Source organism: Methylobacterium sp. 17Sr1-1, from assembly GCF_003173775.1.
In the GTDB taxonomy this organism is placed as follows: Bacteria; Pseudomonadota; Alphaproteobacteria; order Rhizobiales; family Beijerinckiaceae; genus Methylobacterium.
The window spans coordinates 1266396-1284075 of record NZ_CP029552.1; the positions used below are offsets into that span (position 1 = coordinate 1266396).

A 17680-nucleotide genomic window follows, 5' to 3' on the forward strand; every position below is an offset into this window, starting at 1 on the left:
CGATGTACGCGCCCCAGATCCTGATCGAGGCGGCCCTCAACGGCCTGATGACGGGGGCGGTCTACGCCCTCATCGCCCTCGGGCTGACCCTGGTCTACGGGGTGCTGCACATCATCAACTTCGCGCATGGCGCGCTCCTCACGGTCGCGATGTTCGCGGTGTGGGGCGCCTTCGCGCTGTTCCACCTCGATCCGTATCTCGCGATGATCGGGATCGTGCCGCTGATGTTCGGGCTCGGCTATGGCTTGCAGCGCTTCGTCATCGGCCCGGCAAGCCACGGCAGCGACAACAACGTGCTGCTCGTCACCCTCGGGCTGTCGATCGTGCTGGAGAACGCGCTGCTCGCGCTCTTCCGCTCGGACACCCGGGCACTCGATTCCGACGCCGCGCTCCAGGTGATCGAGCTCGGGCCCCTCCTCCTCTCGACGCCGCGACTGATCGGCTTCGCCGCCTCGCTCGCCGTCACCGGCCTGCTCTGGCTCGTCCTCAACCGCACCGACACCGGCCGGGCCATTCGGGCGGTGGCGCGGGAGAAGCTGGGGGCCCGCCTCGTCGGCATCGAGGTCGACCATGTCTACGCCGTCACCTTCGGGATCGGCTGCGCCTGCCTCGCCGTCGCCGCCTGCCTCCTGATGCCGACCTACTACGTCAACCCGCGCTCGGGCGCCGCCTTCGTGCTCGTCGCCTTCACCATCGTGGTGCTCGGCGGCATGGGGTCGATCGCCGGGGCCCTCGTCGGCGGCCTGATCATCGGCGTGGTCGAGAGCTTTTCCGGTCTGCTGCTCGGCGACAGCCTCGGGCAGATCGGCATCTTCCTGATCTTCATCCTGGTGCTGCTGGTGCGCCCGACCGGCCTGTTCGGAGCCCGCGCATGAGCGCCCGCGACCTCCTGCCCGTGATCCTCGCCCTCGCGGTCCTGGCCGCCCTGCCCTTCCTCGGCCTGTCGGGCAGCGTGCTCAACTTCCTGGTCACCACGCTCATCATCGCGCTCGCGGGCCTCGGCTGGAACGTGCTCGGCGGCTTCGGCGGCCAGTACTCCTTCGGCCACGCCGCCTTCTTCGGCACCGGCGCCTACGCCACCGCGATCCTCCAGATGAAGCTCGGCTTCAACGCCTGGGCCGCGCTCGGCGCCGGGATCGGGCTTGGGGCGCTGACCGGCCTCGCCATCGGCTACCTGAGCTTCCGGGCGGGCCTGCGCGGCTCCTACTTCGCCCTGGTGACGCTCGCCTTCGCCGAGGTCTTCCGCATCCTGGCGAATTCCGCCGACTTCACCGGCGGCGCCGCCGGCCTGCTGCTGCCGCTGCGGCCGGGCCTCGCGACCCTGCAATTCGCCGATCGCCGCTTCTTCTATCTCCTCGTCCTCGCCTTCGTCGGCCTGGCGCTGCTGGCGTCGCGCTGGCTCGAGCGCTCGCGCTTCGGTGCCCACCTGATCGCCGTGCGCGAGAACGAGGAGGCGGCCCGCGCGCTCGGGGTCGACGCCCTCGCGGTGAAGCTGCGCGCCATCGCCCTCTCGGCGGCGATCACCGCGGCGGCCGGCGGGCTCTACGTGCAGTCCTTCCTCTATCTCGATGCCGGCGTCGCCTACGGCACCTGGATCTCGGTCGAAGCGCTGCTCGCGCCGATCGTCGGCGGCATCGGCACCGCCTTCGGGCCGCTCGTCGGAGCGCTCGCGCTCCAGGGCCTCGGCGAGGTCACCAAGCACCTCGCCGGCGGCATCCCGGGGGTCGACCTCGTGGTGTTCGGCGCCTGCCTGATCGCCGTCATCGCCTTCGCGCCGCAAGGGCTGCTCGGCCTGCGCCGCCGCCGGGCTCGTGCCGAGCGCGCGGTCACGGTGGGGGCCTGATCCGATGCTCGCCGTCGCTTCCCTCACCAAGCGCTTCCAGGGCCTCGTCGCGGTCGACCACGCATCGCTCAGCGTGCCGGCGGGCTCGATCACCGGGCTCATCGGCCCGAACGGCGCCGGCAAGACCACGCTGTTCGGGATGATCTCGGGCTTCCTTCCCCCCAGCGAGGGGAAGGTGCTTTTCGACGGCACGGACGTGACCGCCGAGGCGCCGCACCTGCGGGCGCGCCGCGGCATCGCCCGCACCTTCCAGATCGTCCAGCCCTTCGCCGGGCTCACCGTCGCCGAGAACATCGCGGTCGGCGCCTACCTGCGCCATCCGCGCCGGGCTGATGCGGTGGCGAAGGCCCGCGAGGTCGGGACCCGGGTCGGTCTCGGCGACCAGCTCGACAAGCCGGCCGCCGACCTCACCGTGGCCGGGCGCAAGCGCCTGGAGGTGGCCCGCGCGCTCGCCACCGAGCCGCGGCTCCTCCTCCTCGACGAGGTGCTGGCGGGCCTCAACCCCTCCGAGATCCGCGACATCCTGCCGGTGGTACGGTCGATCCGCGACGGCGGCGTCACCATCCTGATGATCGAGCACATCATGCAGGCGGTGATGACGCTGTGCGAGGAGGTGTTCGTCCTGGCGCAGGGGAAGATGATCGCGTCCGGTCCGCCCCGCCAGGTCTGCGCCGATCCGGGGGTGATCGAGGCCTATCTCGGCAAGGGCGCGGCCGCCCGCATGAAGGCCCAGGAATCCCTCAACGGTGAGGCGGTCGATGCTTGAGGTCGAAAGCCTTCGCGCCGGCTACGGCGCCACCGAGGTCCTGCGCGGCCTCGATCTCTCGGTGCAACCGGGCGAGATCGTCGCGGTGCTCGGCGCCAACGGCGTCGGCAAGACGACGCTGAACAAGGTCCTGTCCGGCGTCGTCTCGGCGCGCGCCGGCACGATCCGCTTCGACGGGAAGTCCATCACCGCGGCCTCGGCCTCCGCAATCGTCGAGGCCGGGCTGATCCACGTGCCGGAAGGCCGCAAGATCTTCCCGAACCTGAGCGTGCGCGAGAACCTGGTGCTCGGCAGCTACCGCCGCGGCCGGGCGCGGCGATCCGACAACATCGAGCGGGTCTTCTCGACCTTCCCGCGCCTGCGCGAGCGGGCGGGGCAGGCCGCCGGCACCTTGTCCGGCGGCGAGCAGCAGATGCTCGCCATCGGCCGCGGCCTGATGGCCGAGCCGCGCCTGCTGATCCTCGACGAACCCTCGCTCGGGCTCTCGCCGCTCCTCGTCGAGGAGATGTTCGCCCTCGTGCGCAACCTCAATAGCGAAGGACTGCCGATCATGCTGGTGGAGCAGAACGTGGTGCAGTCGCTGGATCTCGCGACCCGCGCCTACATCCTGGAGAACGGCACCGTCGCGCTGTCGGGCGACGCCGCGACCCTCGCCGCCGACCCGGCCCTGCGCCGGGCCTATCTGGGGCTGTAGGGCGATGGGCATCGTCACCCCCGGCATCGTCCCGGCGACCACGCTCCTCGCCGAGCCCGTTCCCGCCTGGCTCGACCGCTGGACCGCCTTCGCGGCGGAGCTGTCGTTCTCCGACCTGCCCGAGGCGGCGATCGACCGCGCCCGCCTCGTCCTGCTCGATTCCCTCGGGGTCATCGCCGCCGGGATGCGCGAGCCGGAATGCCGGGCGCTGGCGGAACGCCTCGCCGCCCGCCGCCGGGGCGAGGCGCCGGCGATCGGCAGCGGCCTGTCGCTCGATCCCCGCGACGCCGCCCTCGTCAACGGCGCGGCCGGCACGACGCTGGAGCTCGACGAGGGCAACCAATACGCCCGCGGCCATCCGGCGATCCACGTCGTCCCCGCGATCCTGGCCGTCGCGCAGGAGACGGGCGCCTCCGGCGCCGACCTGATCGCGGCGCTGGTCCTCGGCTACGAGATCGGCGCGCGCATCGGCATCGCCTCGAAACTGCGGGTGACGATGCACCCGCACGGCACCTGGGGCACGGTCGGGGCGGCGCTCGCCGTCGCCAGGCTCCACGGCGCCGACGCCGGGATGATCGGCCGGGCGATCGGTCTCGCCTCGTCCTTCGGCCTGAGCACCAGCCGGCGCACGATGCTGGAGGGGGCGACGGTCCGCAACACCTATGCGGGCCTCTCCAACCAGCTCGGGCTGACCGCCTGGGACCTCGCTGCGAGCGGCTTCCTGCCGGAGCGCGACGGGATCGGCGTGGTCTATGGCGGCATCCTGGCCGACGATTTTTCAGCCGAAGCGATGGTCGAGGACTTAGGCACCCGCTGGGAGATCGCCCGCAACTACTTCAAGCGCCACGCCGCCTGCCGCTACACCCACGGCGCCCTCGACGCCCTGGCGCAGATCCGCCGTGAGGCCGGCCCGCTCGACCCCGATTCGGTGCGCTCGGTCGAGGTCGCGACCTATGTCTGGGCGGCGCAGCTCGACCATCCGGCGCCCGAGACGATGCTGGCGGCGAAGTTCTCCCTGCCCTTCGCCCTCGCGGCGGCGCTCGTACGGGGCGAGGCGAACACCGACGCGTTCCGCGACGAGGCGCGGGCCGACCGCCGCATCCTGTCCCTCGCCCGCCGGGTGATGGTGCAGGAGGATCCCGCCATGACCGCGCAGCTGCCGGGTCTGCGGCCCGCGAAGGTCACGCTGACGCTGGCCGACGGCCGCAAGCTCTCCGCCCAGGCGCTCACCAACCGCGGCGACACCGAGGACCCGTACTCGGCCGACGACGTACGGGAGAAGTTCCGGGCGCTCGCCGGGCCGGTCTGGGGGGCGGAGCGGAGCGAGGCGATCGTCGCGGCGGTGGCGGGGATCGATCAGGCGGAGGGGGTTGGGGCGTTACTGGCTCTCGTATCGTGAGATCTGCCCCGACGACATCTTCCGATGAACGCTGATGATGCAAGATCGGACGCTTAGAGCAGAGTCCGTCAACACGAAGATCGAGCTCAGGCATTCAATAAAAAGGCACAGGATTCCTCCTCTCCCCCGTGGGCGGGGAGAGGGTCACGATCCCCTTGTCGGGGTCGTGACAAGCGCAGGCGCAGCCGGAGCGAGGGTGAGGGGGTCTCGACGAGTGAGACTCTTCCGGCACCACCCCTCACCCTCGGCTGCCGCCTCGCTGCGTCCCCTGAACGGGGACACAGCCCTCTCCCCGCCCGCGAGGAGAGGAGAGATGCGCACCAAAGCCAATGCGATGAAACCGAACGAGGAACACCCCGCGTCATGTCCCTGAAGTCCCGTCTCGCCGAGGACCGCGTCCTCGTCGCTCCGGGCGTCTACGACGCCCTCACGGCCTCGATCGCCACGGATGCGGGCTTCGAGGCCCTGTACCTCTCCGGCGCGGCGATCGCCTATACGCGCCTGGGCCGGCCGGATATCGGCCTCGTCTCGATGAGCGAGGTCGCCGAGACCGTGGCGCTGGTGCGCGACCGGGTGGCGACGCCCCTCGTGGTCGATGCCGATAACGGCTACGGCAACGCGCTGAACGTCGAGCGCACCGTGCGGCTGTTCGAGCGCGCCGGCGCCAGCGCGATCCAGCTCGAGGACCAGAGCTACCCGAAGCGCTGCGGCCACCTCCAGGACAAGACGCTGATCGGCCAGACCGACATGGTCGGCAAGATCCGCGCCGCGCTCGATGCACGGGCGAACGCCGAGACCCTGATCGTCGCCCGCACCGACGCGGTGGCGGTCGAGGGCTTCGAGCGGGCGATCGAGCGGGCCCAGGCCTATGCGGAGGCCGGCGCCGACGTGCTGTTCGTCGAGGCGCCGCGCTCGGCCAACCAGCTCGCCGCGGTGACGAAGGCGCTCGGCACGCAGCGCCCGCTCGTCGCCAACATGGTCGAGGGCGGCGACACCCCGCTCGCCTCGGCGGCCGATCTCGGCGCTCTGGGCTTTCGCCTGGTGATCTTCCCCGGCGGCATCGTGCGGGCGCTCGCCCGCACCGCGAAGGAGTATTACGGCTCGCTCGCCAAGGCCGGCACCAACGCCCCCTTCTCCGAGCGGATGTTCGATTTCGGCGAGCTGAACGCCCTGATCGGCACCCCCGAGATGCTGGCCCGCGGCCGGGCCTACGAGGGGAGCGCCCGATGACCGCGATCGATCCCGTCACCCTGGCGGTGCTGAAGGGCCGCCTGGAGCAGATCGCCGACGAGATGGACGCGACGCTCTACCGCTCGGCCTTCAACCCGATCATCGCCGAGGCCCGCGACGCCTGCCACGGCCTCTACCACGCCACCACCGGCGACACCCTGGTCCAGGGCACCAAGGGCCTGCCGATCTTCGTCGGCGCCATGGCCTTCGCGGTGAAGGCGGTGATCGCCAAGGTCGAGCGCGAGGGGAGCCTGGAGCCCGGCGACACGTTCCTGTTCAACGATCCCTATAGCGGCGGCACCCACCTCAACGATTTCCGGCTGGTCCGCCCGGTCTTTCGCGACGGAAGGCTGTTCTGCTGGCTCGCCTCGGTCGGCCACTGGCTCGACATCGGCGGCAATGTGCCGGGCGGCTACAACCCGAAGGCGACCGAGAGCTTCCAGGAGGGCGTGCGCTTCCCGCCGGTGAAGCTCTTCTCCGCCGGGCGCCTGAACCAGGACATCGTCGACATCCTGGCTGCCAACACCCGCGTGCCGACCTCGAACTGGGGCGACCTCAACGGCCAGCTCAACGCCCTCGACCTCGGCGAGCGCCGCTTCACCGCGCTCCTCGACGAGTACGGCGACCGCACCGTGGATGCCGCCTTCGCGGCCTTCTCCGACCGGGCCGAGGCGCTGATGCGCGCCGCGATCCGCGCCCTGCCGGACGGCCGCTACAGCTTCTCGGACGTGCTCGACAATGACGGCATCACCGACGAGCCGCTGACCATCGCCCTCGACCTGACGATCGACGGCGATCGGATGGTCCTCGACTTCTCGCGCTCCTCGGCGCCGGCACAGGGGCCGATCAACATCTCGCACGCCACCACCGTGGCCGCCTGCTACGTCGCCCTGAAGCACGTCTTCACCGAGGTCCCGGCCAATGCCGGCTGCCTGCGGCCGATCACCTTCACGGTGCCGGAGACGACGTTGCTCGGCGCCGGCGCACCCAAACCCATGGCGGGCTACACCGAGACGATCCTGCGGCTGATCGGCGTGGTGCTGGGCGCCCTGGCCGAGGCCGACCCGGAGCGGGCGACCGCCGCGCCCTTCGGCACCATCAACGCGCTCTCGCTCGCCGGCCACCGGCCGGACGGCTCGCGCTGGGTGATGTTCTCGTTCTTCGGCGGCGGCCTCGGCGGCAACCCCGAGACCGACGGCCTCAGCCACGCCAACAACCCGATCTCGACCGCGACGATCCCGCCGGTGGAGATTCTGGAGGCCGCCTACCCGGTCGTCTTCACCCAGTGGTCCCTGAGGCCCGACAGCGCCGGGGCCGGCGCGCATCGCGGCGGTTTGGGCGCCGTCTACGAGATCGAGACCCTGACCGACGCCGACGTGTTCCTCCTCGGCGAGCGCGGCAAGGTGGCGCCGTTCGGCGTCGAGGGCGGGCAGCCGGCGGCGCTCAACCGCTTCGCCTGGCAAACGCCGGAGGGCTGGGCGAGCCCGCCGATGGTGTCGAAGGTCACCGATGTGCGGATCAGGGCCGGCGAGCGGGTCCGGCTCGAGACCCCCGGCGGCGGCGGCTTCGGCCACCCGGCCGAGCGCAACCGCGACGCCCTCAACCGCGACCTGCGCCTCGGCTACGTGACGCCGGAGGCCGCCGCCCGCGACTACGATCTGCAAGAGACCGGTTTGGGAGAGACCCGATGACCCCCCGCGCCATCGTCGGCGTCGATGTCGGCGGCACCTTCACCGACCTCTTCTACTACGACGAGGCCGCCGGCCGCTTCCAGACCGGCAAGGTCCCGTCGAACCGCGGCGACGAGGCGGTGGGCTTCCTCGCCGGCCTCAAGGGGTTCGGCCCGGTCGCGACCCTCGCCTCGATCGTCCACGGCACGACCGTGGGCACCAACGCGCTGCTGGAGCGGAAAGGGGCCCGGATCGGCCTCATCACCACACGCGGATTCCGCGACGTGCTGGAGATGCGCCGGCGCGACCGGCGCCACACCTGGGGCCTGTGGGGCGACTTCGTCCCCGTCGTCGACCGCGACCTGAGACTGGAAGTGGACGAGCGGACGCTCGCCGACGGCACGATCCGGCAGAGCGTCGATCCGGAGCAGGTGGCCGAGGCCGCCCGCGCGCTGCTGGCGAACGGCGCCGAGGCCCTGGCGATCTGCTTCGTCAACGCCTACGCCAACCCGGAGAACGAGCGGGTGGCGCTGGACGCCGCGAGCGCCGTGTGGCCCAACGCCAATGTCGAGCGCTCGTCGGGCATCCTGCCGGAGATCCGCGAGTTCGAGCGCACCTCGACCACGGTGCTCAACGCCTACCTCCAGCCGGTCGTCGGCAGCTATCTCGGCAAGCTCGACCGGGCACTCGACTCGGAAGGGTTTTCGGGCCGCTTCCACATCGTGCAGTCGAATGGCGGCGTGATGTCCACCGCCACCGCCCGGCGGCTCCCCGTCCGCACCGCCCTGTCTGGGCCGGCGGCCGGTGTCATCGCGGCCGCCGCCATCGCCAAGGAGGCCGGCTTCCCGAACGTGATCACGGGCGATCTCGGCGGCACCTCCTTCGACGTCTCGCTGGTGGTCGAGGGCGAGACGGCGCTCGCGGCCCAGACGACGATCGATTTCGGTCTCGTGATCCGCACGCCGATGATCGAGATCAGCACGATCGGAGCCGGCGGCGGCTCGATCGCCCATGTCGATGCCGGCGGGCTGCTCCAGGTCGGGCCGGAGAGCGCCGGGTCGCGGCCGGGCCCGGTCTGCTACGGCCAGGGCAACACCCGCCCGACGCTCACCGACGCCAACGTCGTGCTCGGCCGCATCAACGCCGAGCGGCCGATCGGCGGGGCCTTGAAGCGCCTCGACGTCGAGGCGGCGAAGGCCGCCATCGCCGAGCACGTCGCCGCGCCGCTCGGCCTCGACGTGATGACGGCGGCGGAAGCGATCGTCCGCGTCGCCGACGGCAAGATGGCGGGCGCGATCCGCCTCGTCTCGATCGAGCGCGGCCACGACCCGCAAAAGTTCGCCGCGGTGCCGTTCGGCGGCGGCGGGGCGTTGCATGTCGGGGCGCTGATCAAGGATGTGGGCCTGCGCGGCGCCCTGGTGCCGCGCTATCCGGGCGTGACCTCGGCGCTCGGCTGCGTCATCGCCGACATCCGGCACGACCAGGTCCAGACCCTGAACCTGTCGCTCGCCGGCCTCGACGCCGCCGCCCTCGACCGGCGGATGGTGGCGGAAGCCGAGGCCGCCCGGCAGGTCGTCGAGGCCGCCGGCCTCACCGTCTCGCGCATCGACACGGTGTTCGAGCTCGACATGCACTATGTCGGGCAGACCCACACCGTCGCGGTGGCGCTCCCCGTGACGGTCCGGAACGGCACCACCGGCGTCACCATCGAGGTGATCCAGGCGGCGTTCGAGGCGGCCTACCGCACCTCGTTCAGCCGGCTGCTGCCGGGCCTCGGCACCCGGATCGTCAACCTGCGCACCGCCGCGATCGGACGACGGCCGCATTTCGACCTCGCCGCCCTGGCGCCGGGACCGGACACGTCGCTCGAGGCCGCCCGCCTCGGCAGCCGGTCGGTCTGGTTCGCCGGAGCCTGGCACGAGGCCACGGTCTATGCCCGGCTGGCGCTCCCGGTCGGGGCCGAGATCCCCGGACCGGCGATCCTGGAGCAGCCGGACGCCACGACCGTGGTCGATCCCGACCTGACGGCCCGGGTCGACCGGCTCGGCAACGTCGTGGTCACCCGCACGGGAGAGCCCGCATGAGCCATGCCCCGGTTCCGATGGAGCGCACCGCGCTCCTGATCTGCGACCTCCAGAACGACTTCCTGCACCCGGACGGCGCCTATGGCCGCGCCGGCCAGTCCGCGCCCGAGATCGCCGCCGTGCCGGCGCGGGTGCGGCCCCTCGCCGAGCTGATCCGGGCGCGTGGCGGGTTCATCGTCTCGACCCACTTCACGCTGGTGCCGGGCAAGGGCGGCGAGCCCTTGATCTCGCCCCACCTGCGCGAGTTGCGCCCGTTCCTGCGGAAGGGCGACTTCCTGCCCGGCGCCTGGGGCCACGGCCTGGTGGACGAACTGCAACCCGCCGACCTCTCGGTCGAGAAGGTCGCCTACTCGGCCTTCTACATGACCCGGCTCGAATGGGTGTTGCGCAAGGCGGGCATCGAGCGGCTGATCGTGTCGGGCATCGTCACCAATGGCGGCGTCGCCTCGACGGTGCGGGACGCCCATGTGCGGGACTTCTCGGTCACCGTCCTGTCGGATGGCTGCGCGGCCTTCTCGCTTAGCGTGCACCAGACCGCGATCGAGGCGCTCAAGCCCGTCTGCCGGGTGGCGGACGTCGCCGAGATCGTCCGGGAGCTGTCGGCATGAAGGTCGAACCCGCCGCCTCGTTCGACATCGAGGTGCCGGTCGCGGTGATCGGCGCCGGGGCCGCCGGGCTGGTGGCGGCGCTCGCCGCCGCTGAGGCCGGGGCCGAGGTGCTGGTGGTCGAGCGCGATCCCGTCCCGCGCGGCTCGACCGCCCTCTCGGCCGGGCTGGTCCCGGCCCCCGGCACCCGCTGGCAGCGCGAGGCCCGGATCGAGGACAGCCCCGAGCTGTTCTCTGCCGACATCATGGCGAAGGCGAAGAACGAGCCCGATCCGGCCCTCGTCGCCCGCCTCGCCGGCGCCGTCGGTCCTACCCTCGAATGGCTCGCTGATCGCCACGGCCTGCCCTTCTCGGTCATCACCGATTTCCGCTATCCGGGCCATTCGGCGAACCGCATGCACGGCTTGCCCAGCCGGTCGGGCGAGGAGCTGGTCGACCGCCTGGCCCGCGCCGTCGAGGAGGCCGGCGTCCCGGTCCTCTGCGAGGCGACCGTCGACACGCTCTACACCGAGTCCGGCGCGATCCGCGGCATCGGCCTCAACCGCCCCGACGGCTCGCGCGAGCGCGTCGGCTGCCGGGCGCTGGTGCTGGCCTGCAACGGCTACGGCGGCAACAAGGCCTTGGTGGCGCGGCACGTGCCGGAGCTGTCGGGCGCGCTCTATTTCGGCCACGAGGGCAACCAGGGCGACGCGCTGCTCTGGGGCGAGGCGCTCGGCGCCGCGACCCGCCACCTCTCGGGTCACCAGGGCCACGGCTCGGTGGCGCATCCGCACGGCATCCTGATCACCTGGGCCACGGTCACCGAGGGCGGGTTCCAGGTGAACACCGAGGGGCGGCGCTTCTCCGACGAGAGCAAGGGCTATTCCGAGCAGGCGGCCGAGGTGCTGCGCCAGCCGGGCGGCACCGCCGTGACGGTGTTCGATGAGCGCATCGCCGGCATCGCGCGACAGTTCGAAGATTTTCGGAAGGCCGAGAGCGCCGGGGCGATCGCCGCGGCCGACACGGTGGCGGAACTGGCGGCGCGGCTGCACCTGCCGGAGGATGCTCTCGCCGCCACCCTCGCCGAGGTGGAGGCGCTGAAGCGCGACGGCGGCCGGGACGGGTTCGGGCGCTCCTTCGCCGGCGTGCCGGCGCTCACCGCACCTTACCGGGCGGTGCGGGTGACCGGCGCCTTGTTCCACACCCAGGGCGGGCTCGTGGTCGGCGACGACGCCCGGGTGCTGACGGTGGACGGGGCGGCGATCCCGAACCTGTTCGCGGCGGGAGGCGCGGCCTGCGGCGTGTCGGGGACCGGACCGGGCGGGTACCTGTCGGGCAACGGGCTGCTGGCGGCGGTGGCGCTCGGGCGCATCGCGGGCCAAGCGGCGGGGGCGATGGGGATGCGTTAGCGCCTGCCGCGCATCATCTATATCAGGTCATCTCATGATACCCTCCCCCTTTCCCGGACAACTGGAGCGTCAGCGAAAGGAGATCCGGGATCCAGCAGAAGGACTCGCCGCGAAGCGGCTCTGGATGTTGCACCATCACAGACAAGCAGACGCTTCGCGAATTCTCGTGCTGGATCCCGGATCTCCTTCCGCTTCGCTCCAGTCGTCCGGGAAAGGGGGCGGATGTCAGTGTTTCGAGTTCGACAACAAGACGGAGGACGCCCCATGACCCCGCCCCCTCGCACCCTCCTCGACAAGGTCTGGGACGCCCACGTCATGGCGACCCGGCCCGACGGGCAGGCGCTCCTCGCCATCGACCGGCACCTGCTGCACGAGGGCTCGTTCCACGCCTTCGGCATGCTCGACCATGCCGGCCGCCAGATCCGCCGCCCGGACCTGACCTTCGCGGTCGCCGACCACTACGTGCCGTCCCGCGACCGCGGCGGCCCGATCCCCGACCCCGAGATCGCCAACATGGTCTCGACGCTCGCCGACAATGCCGGCCGGCACGGCATCCGGCATTTCGGCCTCGACGACCGCGCGCAGGGCATCGTCCACGTGCTGGCGCCGGAACAGGGTCTCACGCTGCCGGGCCTCACGGTCGTCTGCGGCGATTCCCATACCTCGACCCACGGCGCCTTCGGGGCGCTCGGCTTCGGCATCGGGGCGACGGAAGTCGCGCACGTCCTGGCGACGCAGGCCCTGTGGCAGCGCCGGCCCAAGACCCTGCGGGTCGGTATCGAGGGTGAGCTCGGCCCCCACGTCACCGCCAAGGACGTGATCCTGGCGATCATCGCAGGTCTCGGGGCCGGCGGCGCGGTCGGGCACGTGCTCGAATATGCCGGCAGCGCGATCCGCGGCCTGTCGATGGAGGGGCGGCTCACCATCTGCAACATGTCGATCGAGGCCGGCGCCCGGGCCGGCATGATCGCGCCCGACGACACCACCTTCGCGTTCCTGGAGGGCCGGTCCTATGCTCCCAAGGGTGCGCTGTTCGATGTGGCCGTGGCAGCCTGGCGGCAACTCCCGAGCGACGACGGCGCCCGGTTCGACCGCGAGGTGACGCTCGATGCCGCCGCCATCGCCCCGGCCGTGACCTGGGGCACCAGCCCCGAGACCGCGCTCCCCGTCACCGCGACGGTGCCGGATCCGGGCGCGGAGGCGGACGCCACCAAGGCCGGGCAGATGCGGGCGATGCTCGACTATATGGGCCTGACCCCCGGCACCCCGCTCGAAGCGGTCGCGATCGACCGGGTCTTCATCGGCTCCTGCACCAACTCGCGCATCGAAGACCTGCGCGCCGCAGCCGACGTGCTGCGCGGCCAGAAGGCCGCGGTCCCGGGCCTCGTCGTGCCCGGATCCGGCCCGGTGCGGCGACAGGCCGAGGCCGAAGGGTTGGATCAGGTGTTTCGCGAAGCCGGCCTCGAATGGGGCGAGCCGGGCTGCTCGATGTGCGTCGGCATCAACGGCGATCTCGTGCCGGCGGGCGAGCGCTGCGCCTCGACCACCAACCGCAACTTCCCGGGCCGCCAGGGCCCGAACGCCCGCACCCACCTGATGAGCCCGGCGATGGCCGCCGCCGCCGCCGTCACCGGCCGCCTCACCGACATCCGCCGGCTCGGGAGCCGCTGACATGCAGCCCTTCACCACGCTTCAAGCCGTCGCGGTGCCCCTCGACGTCGCCAATGTCGACACCGACCAGATCCTGCCGGCCCGCTTCCTCAAGAAGCCGCGCAGCGCCGGCTACGGCAACTTCCTGTTCCACGACGAGCGCCGCCGCAGCGAGGCGGTGCCCCTCGACGCCGCACCTTACGCCGGCGCCGGCATCCTGGTGGCCGACCGCAACTTCGGCTGCGGCTCCTCGCGCGAGGGCGCGGTCTACGCCCTCGTCGACGGAGGCATCCGCTGCGTGATCGCCCCGAGCTTCGGCGACATCTTCGCGTCGAACGCGGCCAAGAACGGGCTCCTGACCGTGACGCTGCCGGAGGAGGTCGTGGCGGGTTTGCGCGCGCGCCTCAAGGCGGAGCCGGGCGCCCGCATCACGGTCGACCTGCCGGCCCAGGCGGTGACCGACCCGGACGGGGCCGCGATCCCGTTCGAGATCGACCCGTTCAAGAAGCGCTGCCTCGTCGAGGGCCTGGACGACGTGGCGCTGACGCTGGAGCATTCTGAGGCCATCGCGGCCTGGGAGGCGCGGGCGGCGGAGACGGCGCCGTGGCGGGTGCCGGCGGGGGCGTGACCTCCCGCGGTCCTCGATCTTCCGCACGCGGGGGCTGCGCGCGACCTCCCCCCACGGGCTCATCCCGGGGCCGCGCATGCGGAGCCCGGGATCCAGACACGCAGATGTAAGAGAAGCGAGCGGTACGCTGTCCGCCTCGTCCCGAACGAACTGAGGTTCCGGATTCCGAGCTCCGCTGCGCGGCCCCGGAATGACCCGGAGGGCTTCAATCCTCTCGCCGAGATCGAGACAGCGCCGGCGTTCGAGCGACCGCTCGCGCGAGCACAGATCTCGGGGCGGTCCTGCCGCTGCTGCCCAGGCAGCGCGCCGTTGAGGAAGCGCCCCGCGTCCCGGCGGGACGCCTCACCCCCCAGCCATGCACTCACGCGATGGCTCGCGGCTTAATCCCGCCCCTCCGCACGCCCGCGCCGATCAGCATCTTGTGATCGATCCGCCGCCCGCTACACTCTCCGCCCGAGCCGCGACGCCATCAATCAAACAGCGGCCGGAAGAGGGAACGTCATGCTGGAATGCGCACCCGTCGCCGGGCGGCGGCTCGTCCGCGCGTTGCTTGGTTCGACCATCCTGTTGGCCGCCAATGCCTCGCTCTCGACCGTTCAGGCCGCGGACCCGATCCGCATCGCGGTGATCGCGGAGGCGCAGGCGATCGCCGGGGCGGCGATCCCGCAGGCCGCGCAACTCGCCGCCGACGAGATCAACGCCAAGGGCGGGATGGACGGCCGCAAGATCGAGATCGTCACCTACGACAACAAGAGCTCGGCCGCCGACTCGGTCCGCGCCTTCCAGCGCGCGGCGAGCGAGGACAAGGCGCACGCGGTCATCGCCAGCTACATCAGCGAGGTGGTGCTGGCGCTCCAGCCCTGGTCGGCCCGGCTGAAGCTGCCTTTCATCACGCCGGGTGCGGCCTCGAACGAGATCCCGCTCAACGTCCACAAGGACTATGCCCGCAACAAGTACTCCTTCCACGGCTACCTGACCTCGAAGGCGCAGTCGCAAGCCGTCTGCGACGCCGCCAAGGCGATCCTCGTCGAGGGCCGCCAGATGAAGACCGCCGTCATCATGAGCGAGGACGCGGCGTGGACGAAGCCCCTCGACGAAGGCTACAAGGAGTGCCTGCCGAAGGTCGGCCTCAAGGTGCTCGACCACATCCGGTTCTCGCCGAGCACCACCGACTTCAACCCGATCTTCAGCCGCATCGAGGGCGCCAAGCCCGACGTGATCGTCACCGGCATCTCGCATGTCGGCGTGCAGCCGACGGTGCAGTGGCGCAGCCAGCAGGTGCCGATCCCGATGATCGGCATCGCCTCGCAGGCGACCAACGCCACCTTCTGGAAGGAGACGAACGGCGCGACGGAGGGCGTGCTGTTCGAGATGTTCGCCGCGCCCGGCACCAACGTGACGCCGAAGACCGCGCCCTTCGCCGAAGCCTTCAAGGCCAAGTACGGCAGCTACCCGGGCTATGCCGGCTACACGGCTTACGACGAGGTCTACTACATCGCCGATGCGGTGAAGCGGGCCGGCTCGACCGATCCCGACAAGCTCGTCGAGGCGCTGGAGAAGACCGACTGGGAGGGCACCCTCGGGCGCATCCAGTTCTACGGCAAGGACGACGAGTTCACCCACTCGATCAAGTACGGCCCGGGCCTCGTGTCGGGCATGATGATGCAGTGGCAGGACGGCAAGCAACTGGCGATCTGGCCACAGAACGTGGCCAACGGGAAGATCACCTTCCCGAGCTTCGTCAAGGCGGGGACGGCGGCGAACTGATCCCGCTCATCGATCCAACCGTGCTCCAGCCAGCGTGGGATCCCCTCTCCCAAACGGGAGAGGGGAGTTCGCGCGCGCCGCCCCCTCATCTTCACCGCGAGCCCCAAGACACGCGACATGACCGCGATCCAGATCCTCATCGACGGCTTCGCCATCTCGGCGCTCTACGCGCTCGGCGCCACCGGCTTCACCCTCATCTTCGGCGTCTCGGGCGTGCTCAACCTCTCGCACGGCGCCCTGATGGTCACCGCCGCGGTGGTGGCCTGGGCGGCGTCGAGCGAGCTCGGCCTCGGCTCCTATGCGGGCGCCGCCGCCGGCATCGTCGTCTGCACGGCGCTGACGCTCGCCACCTACGGCGTCGTGGTGCGCCCCATCGACAAGTCCCGGGCGATCCCGCCGGAGGAGAAGGAGATCTTCATCCTCACCGGCACGCTGCTCTGGGGCATCATGATCCAGGAGTTCATCGCCTACCTGTTCACCAGCAACGCCAAGACGGTGATGCCGATCGTCGAGGGCGTGGTGACCATCGCGGGCGTGCGCACGCCGTGGAACCAGGTGTTCACGGCCGTCGTCTGCTGGGCTGTGATCGGGCTGCTCTGGCTCCTGGTCAACCGCACCCGCACCGGCAAGGTGCTGCTCGCCGCCTCGATGAACCCTCGCGGCGTGACGCTCCTCGGGTTCGAGCTGTCGCAGATCTACGTGGCGATCTGGCTCATCTACGGCGTGCTCGCGGGCATCGCCGGCGTCCTGCTCGGGCAGTTCCTCGGCGTGTCGAGCTACAGCGTCGGTCCGCTCACGGCGAGCGCCTTCTCGATCGTGGTGCTGGGCGGCTTGGGGAGCGTCTCGGGCTCGCTGATCGCCGCCTACGTCGTCGGCTACCTCGAGACACTCACCGCCTACCTCGTCTCCCCGGCCTACCGGACCATCCCCGCGCTGCTGCTGCTGGTGGCGGTGATGTATGTCCGCCCGCAGGGCCTGCTCGGGCGCCGCTGACCCGCGGCCGCCCCGGATTCCAACAAGAGGCCTGCATGCTTGCCAAGACTCTCCGCAATCCGCTGTTCTGGCTCTGCCTGATCGGCCTCGCGCTCACCAGCGTGCTGCCGCTCTGGGTCTCGGGCTACATCCTCGGGCTCCTCACCGTCGCGTACTATTTCGGCGTGTTCTCGATGGCCTGGGACCTCCTGTTCGGCTTCGCCGGCGAGGTCAATTTCGGCCCGACCTTCCTGATCGGGCTCGGGGCCTACACCGCCGGCATCCTCAACGGCCACGGAATCGGCATCCCGCTCTGCCTCCTGGCCGGCACCGTCGCGGCGGTGATCGGCGGCCTCGTCCTGGCGCTGCCGGCGCTCCGCGTGCGCGGGCCCTATTTCGGCCTCACCACCGTCGTGGCGGTGCTGATCCTGCAGAACCTGATCGTCGTCTTCGCCGACACGACCGGGGGTGAGATCGGCCTGACCGTGCCCGACGTCATCAGCATCGACGCGGCGACGAACTACTGGATCGCGCTCGGCTTCATGGGGGTGAGCGGGCTCGTCCTCTACGCCATCGCGGTCTCGCCGGTCGGGCTGATCCTGCAGGCGAGCGGGCAGGACCCGGTCGAGGCCGGCGCGCTCGGCTTCAACGTCGCCAAGCACAAGCTCGCGGCGTTCTGCGTCAGCGCGGTCTTCTCCGGGCTCGCGGGGGCGTTGTTCGTCTTCTACATGGGCACCGCCTCGGTCGGCACGCTGATCGACGTCTCGGTCGGCGTCCAGGTCATCATCGGGGCGGTGCTGGGCGGCCGGCGCACCATCGTGGGGGGCGTGCTCGGCGCCGTCTTCCTGATCGCCGCCGGCGAGTTGCTGCGCCCGCTCGGTTCGCTCTCGACCTTCGTCGTCTCGGCCGCGGCGCTCGCCGTCATCCTGTTCGTGCCGGCCGGCCTCCTCGGGATCCTCACCCGCCAGGGGCGGCACGCCTGAT

The 17680-nt window shown here is 71.2% G+C and carries 15 protein-coding genes; all 15 read left to right on the forward strand.

The features are described from left to right. Positions 1–2 precede the first annotated feature (2 nt). The 15 genes from DK412_RS05705 to DK412_RS05775 all read left to right on the forward strand — a co-directional run bounded on the left by DK412_RS05705 (position 3) and on the right by DK412_RS05775 (position 17679). A complete protein-coding gene (locus tag DK412_RS05705; RefSeq protein WP_109971161.1) occupies positions 3–875 on the forward strand; it encodes a branched-chain amino acid ABC transporter permease in 873 nt (290 codons plus the stop codon). Continuing rightward, the gene (locus DK412_RS05710; protein ID WP_109971162.1) at positions 872–1843 is read left to right on the forward strand and encodes a branched-chain amino acid ABC transporter permease; all 972 of its coding nucleotides are present in this window, start codon (positions 872–874) and stop codon (positions 1841–1843) included. Before DK412_RS05705 ends, DK412_RS05710 begins: the two co-directional genes overlap by 4 nt. Before the next feature lie 4 nt (positions 1844–1847). Beyond that, positions 1848–2609 (forward strand): ABC transporter ATP-binding protein, encoded by a 762-nt coding sequence (locus tag DK412_RS05715; protein WP_109971163.1) that lies wholly within the window; start codon positions 1848–1850, stop codon positions 2607–2609. Then, entirely contained in the window at positions 2602–3303 is a 702-nt protein-coding gene (locus tag DK412_RS05720) for an ABC transporter ATP-binding protein (RefSeq protein WP_109971164.1), read from the forward strand. The genes DK412_RS05715 and DK412_RS05720 overlap by 8 nt, the downstream gene beginning before the upstream one ends. 4 nt (positions 3304–3307) lie before the next feature. Then, on the forward strand, positions 3308–4702 hold the full coding sequence (locus DK412_RS05725) for an MmgE/PrpD family protein (protein WP_109971165.1): 1395 nt from the start codon (positions 3308–3310) through the stop codon (positions 4700–4702). Positions 4703–5065: 363 nt separating this feature from the next. After that, positions 5066–5932 carry an isocitrate lyase/PEP mutase family protein gene (locus tag DK412_RS05730; RefSeq protein WP_109971166.1) on the forward strand — a complete coding sequence of 289 codons (867 nt, stop codon included), beginning with the start codon at positions 5066–5068 and terminating at the stop codon, positions 5930–5932. After that, the gene (locus tag DK412_RS05735) at positions 5929–7623 is read left to right on the forward strand and encodes a hydantoinase B/oxoprolinase family protein (protein ID WP_109971167.1); all 1695 of its coding nucleotides are present in this window, start codon (positions 5929–5931) and stop codon (positions 7621–7623) included. The genes DK412_RS05730 and DK412_RS05735 overlap by 4 nt, the downstream gene beginning before the upstream one ends. After that, positions 7620–9686 (forward strand): hydantoinase/oxoprolinase family protein, encoded by a 2067-nt coding sequence (locus DK412_RS05740; protein ID WP_109971168.1) that lies wholly within the window; start codon positions 7620–7622, stop codon positions 9684–9686. Before DK412_RS05735 ends, DK412_RS05740 begins: the two co-directional genes overlap by 4 nt. Continuing rightward, positions 9683–10294: a cysteine hydrolase gene (locus tag DK412_RS05745; protein WP_109971169.1), complete on the forward strand. Its 612-nt coding sequence runs from the start codon at positions 9683–9685 to the stop codon at positions 10292–10294. Before DK412_RS05740 ends, DK412_RS05745 begins: the two co-directional genes overlap by 4 nt. Then, positions 10291–11679: an FAD-dependent oxidoreductase gene (locus DK412_RS05750; RefSeq protein WP_109971170.1), complete on the forward strand. Its 1389-nt coding sequence runs from the start codon at positions 10291–10293 to the stop codon at positions 11677–11679. The genes DK412_RS05745 and DK412_RS05750 overlap by 4 nt, the downstream gene beginning before the upstream one ends. A gap of 264 nt (positions 11680–11943) precedes the next feature. Then, a complete protein-coding gene (leuC, locus tag DK412_RS05755) occupies positions 11944–13350 on the forward strand; it encodes a 3-isopropylmalate dehydratase large subunit (RefSeq protein WP_109971171.1) in 1407 nt (468 codons plus the stop codon). A gap of 1 nt (position 13351) precedes the next feature. Beyond that, the gene (gene leuD / locus DK412_RS05760; RefSeq protein ID WP_109971172.1) at positions 13352–13957 is read left to right on the forward strand and encodes a 3-isopropylmalate dehydratase small subunit; all 606 of its coding nucleotides are present in this window, start codon (positions 13352–13354) and stop codon (positions 13955–13957) included. A gap of 501 nt (positions 13958–14458) precedes the next feature. Further along, positions 14459–15724 (forward strand): ABC transporter substrate-binding protein, encoded by a 1266-nt coding sequence (locus tag DK412_RS05765; protein ID WP_109971173.1) that lies wholly within the window; start codon positions 14459–14461, stop codon positions 15722–15724. Between the two features lie 117 nt (positions 15725–15841). Further along, positions 15842–16717 (forward strand): branched-chain amino acid ABC transporter permease, encoded by an 876-nt coding sequence (locus tag DK412_RS05770; RefSeq protein WP_109971174.1) that lies wholly within the window; start codon positions 15842–15844, stop codon positions 16715–16717. Between the two features lie 35 nt (positions 16718–16752). Continuing rightward, positions 16753–17679, forward strand: coding sequence for a branched-chain amino acid ABC transporter permease (locus DK412_RS05775; protein ID WP_109971175.1), 927 nt, complete (start codon positions 16753–16755; stop codon positions 17677–17679). The last annotated feature ends 1 nt before the right edge of the window (position 17680 follow it).

What these genes read in the sequence shown, in the direction of transcription:
- DK412_RS05705 (WP_109971161.1), top strand. Translation starts at nt 3, where the DNA reads ATGTACGCGCCCCAGATCCTGATCGAGGCGGCCCTCAACGGCCTGATG.
- DK412_RS05710 (WP_109971162.1), top strand. Translation starts at nt 872, where the DNA reads ATGAGCGCCCGCGACCTCCTGCCCGTGATCCTCGCCCTCGCGGTCCTG.
- DK412_RS05715 (WP_109971163.1), top strand. Translation starts at nt 1,848, where the DNA reads ATGCTCGCCGTCGCTTCCCTCACCAAGCGCTTCCAGGGCCTCGTCGCG.
- DK412_RS05720 (WP_109971164.1), top strand. Translation starts at nt 2,602, where the DNA reads ATGCTTGAGGTCGAAAGCCTTCGCGCCGGCTACGGCGCCACCGAGGTC.
- DK412_RS05725 (WP_109971165.1), top strand. Translation starts at nt 3,308, where the DNA reads ATGGGCATCGTCACCCCCGGCATCGTCCCGGCGACCACGCTCCTCGCC.
- DK412_RS05730 (WP_109971166.1), top strand. Translation starts at nt 5,066, where the DNA reads ATGTCCCTGAAGTCCCGTCTCGCCGAGGACCGCGTCCTCGTCGCTCCG.
- DK412_RS05735 (WP_109971167.1), top strand. Translation starts at nt 5,929, where the DNA reads ATGACCGCGATCGATCCCGTCACCCTGGCGGTGCTGAAGGGCCGCCTG.
- DK412_RS05740 (WP_109971168.1), top strand. Translation starts at nt 7,620, where the DNA reads ATGACCCCCCGCGCCATCGTCGGCGTCGATGTCGGCGGCACCTTCACC.
- DK412_RS05745 (WP_109971169.1), top strand. Translation starts at nt 9,683, where the DNA reads ATGAGCCATGCCCCGGTTCCGATGGAGCGCACCGCGCTCCTGATCTGC.
- DK412_RS05750 (WP_109971170.1), top strand. Translation starts at nt 10,291, where the DNA reads ATGAAGGTCGAACCCGCCGCCTCGTTCGACATCGAGGTGCCGGTCGCG.
- leuC (WP_109971171.1), top strand. Translation starts at nt 11,944, where the DNA reads ATGACCCCGCCCCCTCGCACCCTCCTCGACAAGGTCTGGGACGCCCAC.
- leuD (WP_109971172.1), top strand. Translation starts at nt 13,352, where the DNA reads ATGCAGCCCTTCACCACGCTTCAAGCCGTCGCGGTGCCCCTCGACGTC.
- DK412_RS05765 (WP_109971173.1), top strand. Translation starts at nt 14,459, where the DNA reads ATGCTGGAATGCGCACCCGTCGCCGGGCGGCGGCTCGTCCGCGCGTTG.
- DK412_RS05770 (WP_109971174.1), top strand. Translation starts at nt 15,842, where the DNA reads ATGACCGCGATCCAGATCCTCATCGACGGCTTCGCCATCTCGGCGCTC.
- DK412_RS05775 (WP_109971175.1), top strand. Translation starts at nt 16,753, where the DNA reads ATGCTTGCCAAGACTCTCCGCAATCCGCTGTTCTGGCTCTGCCTGATC.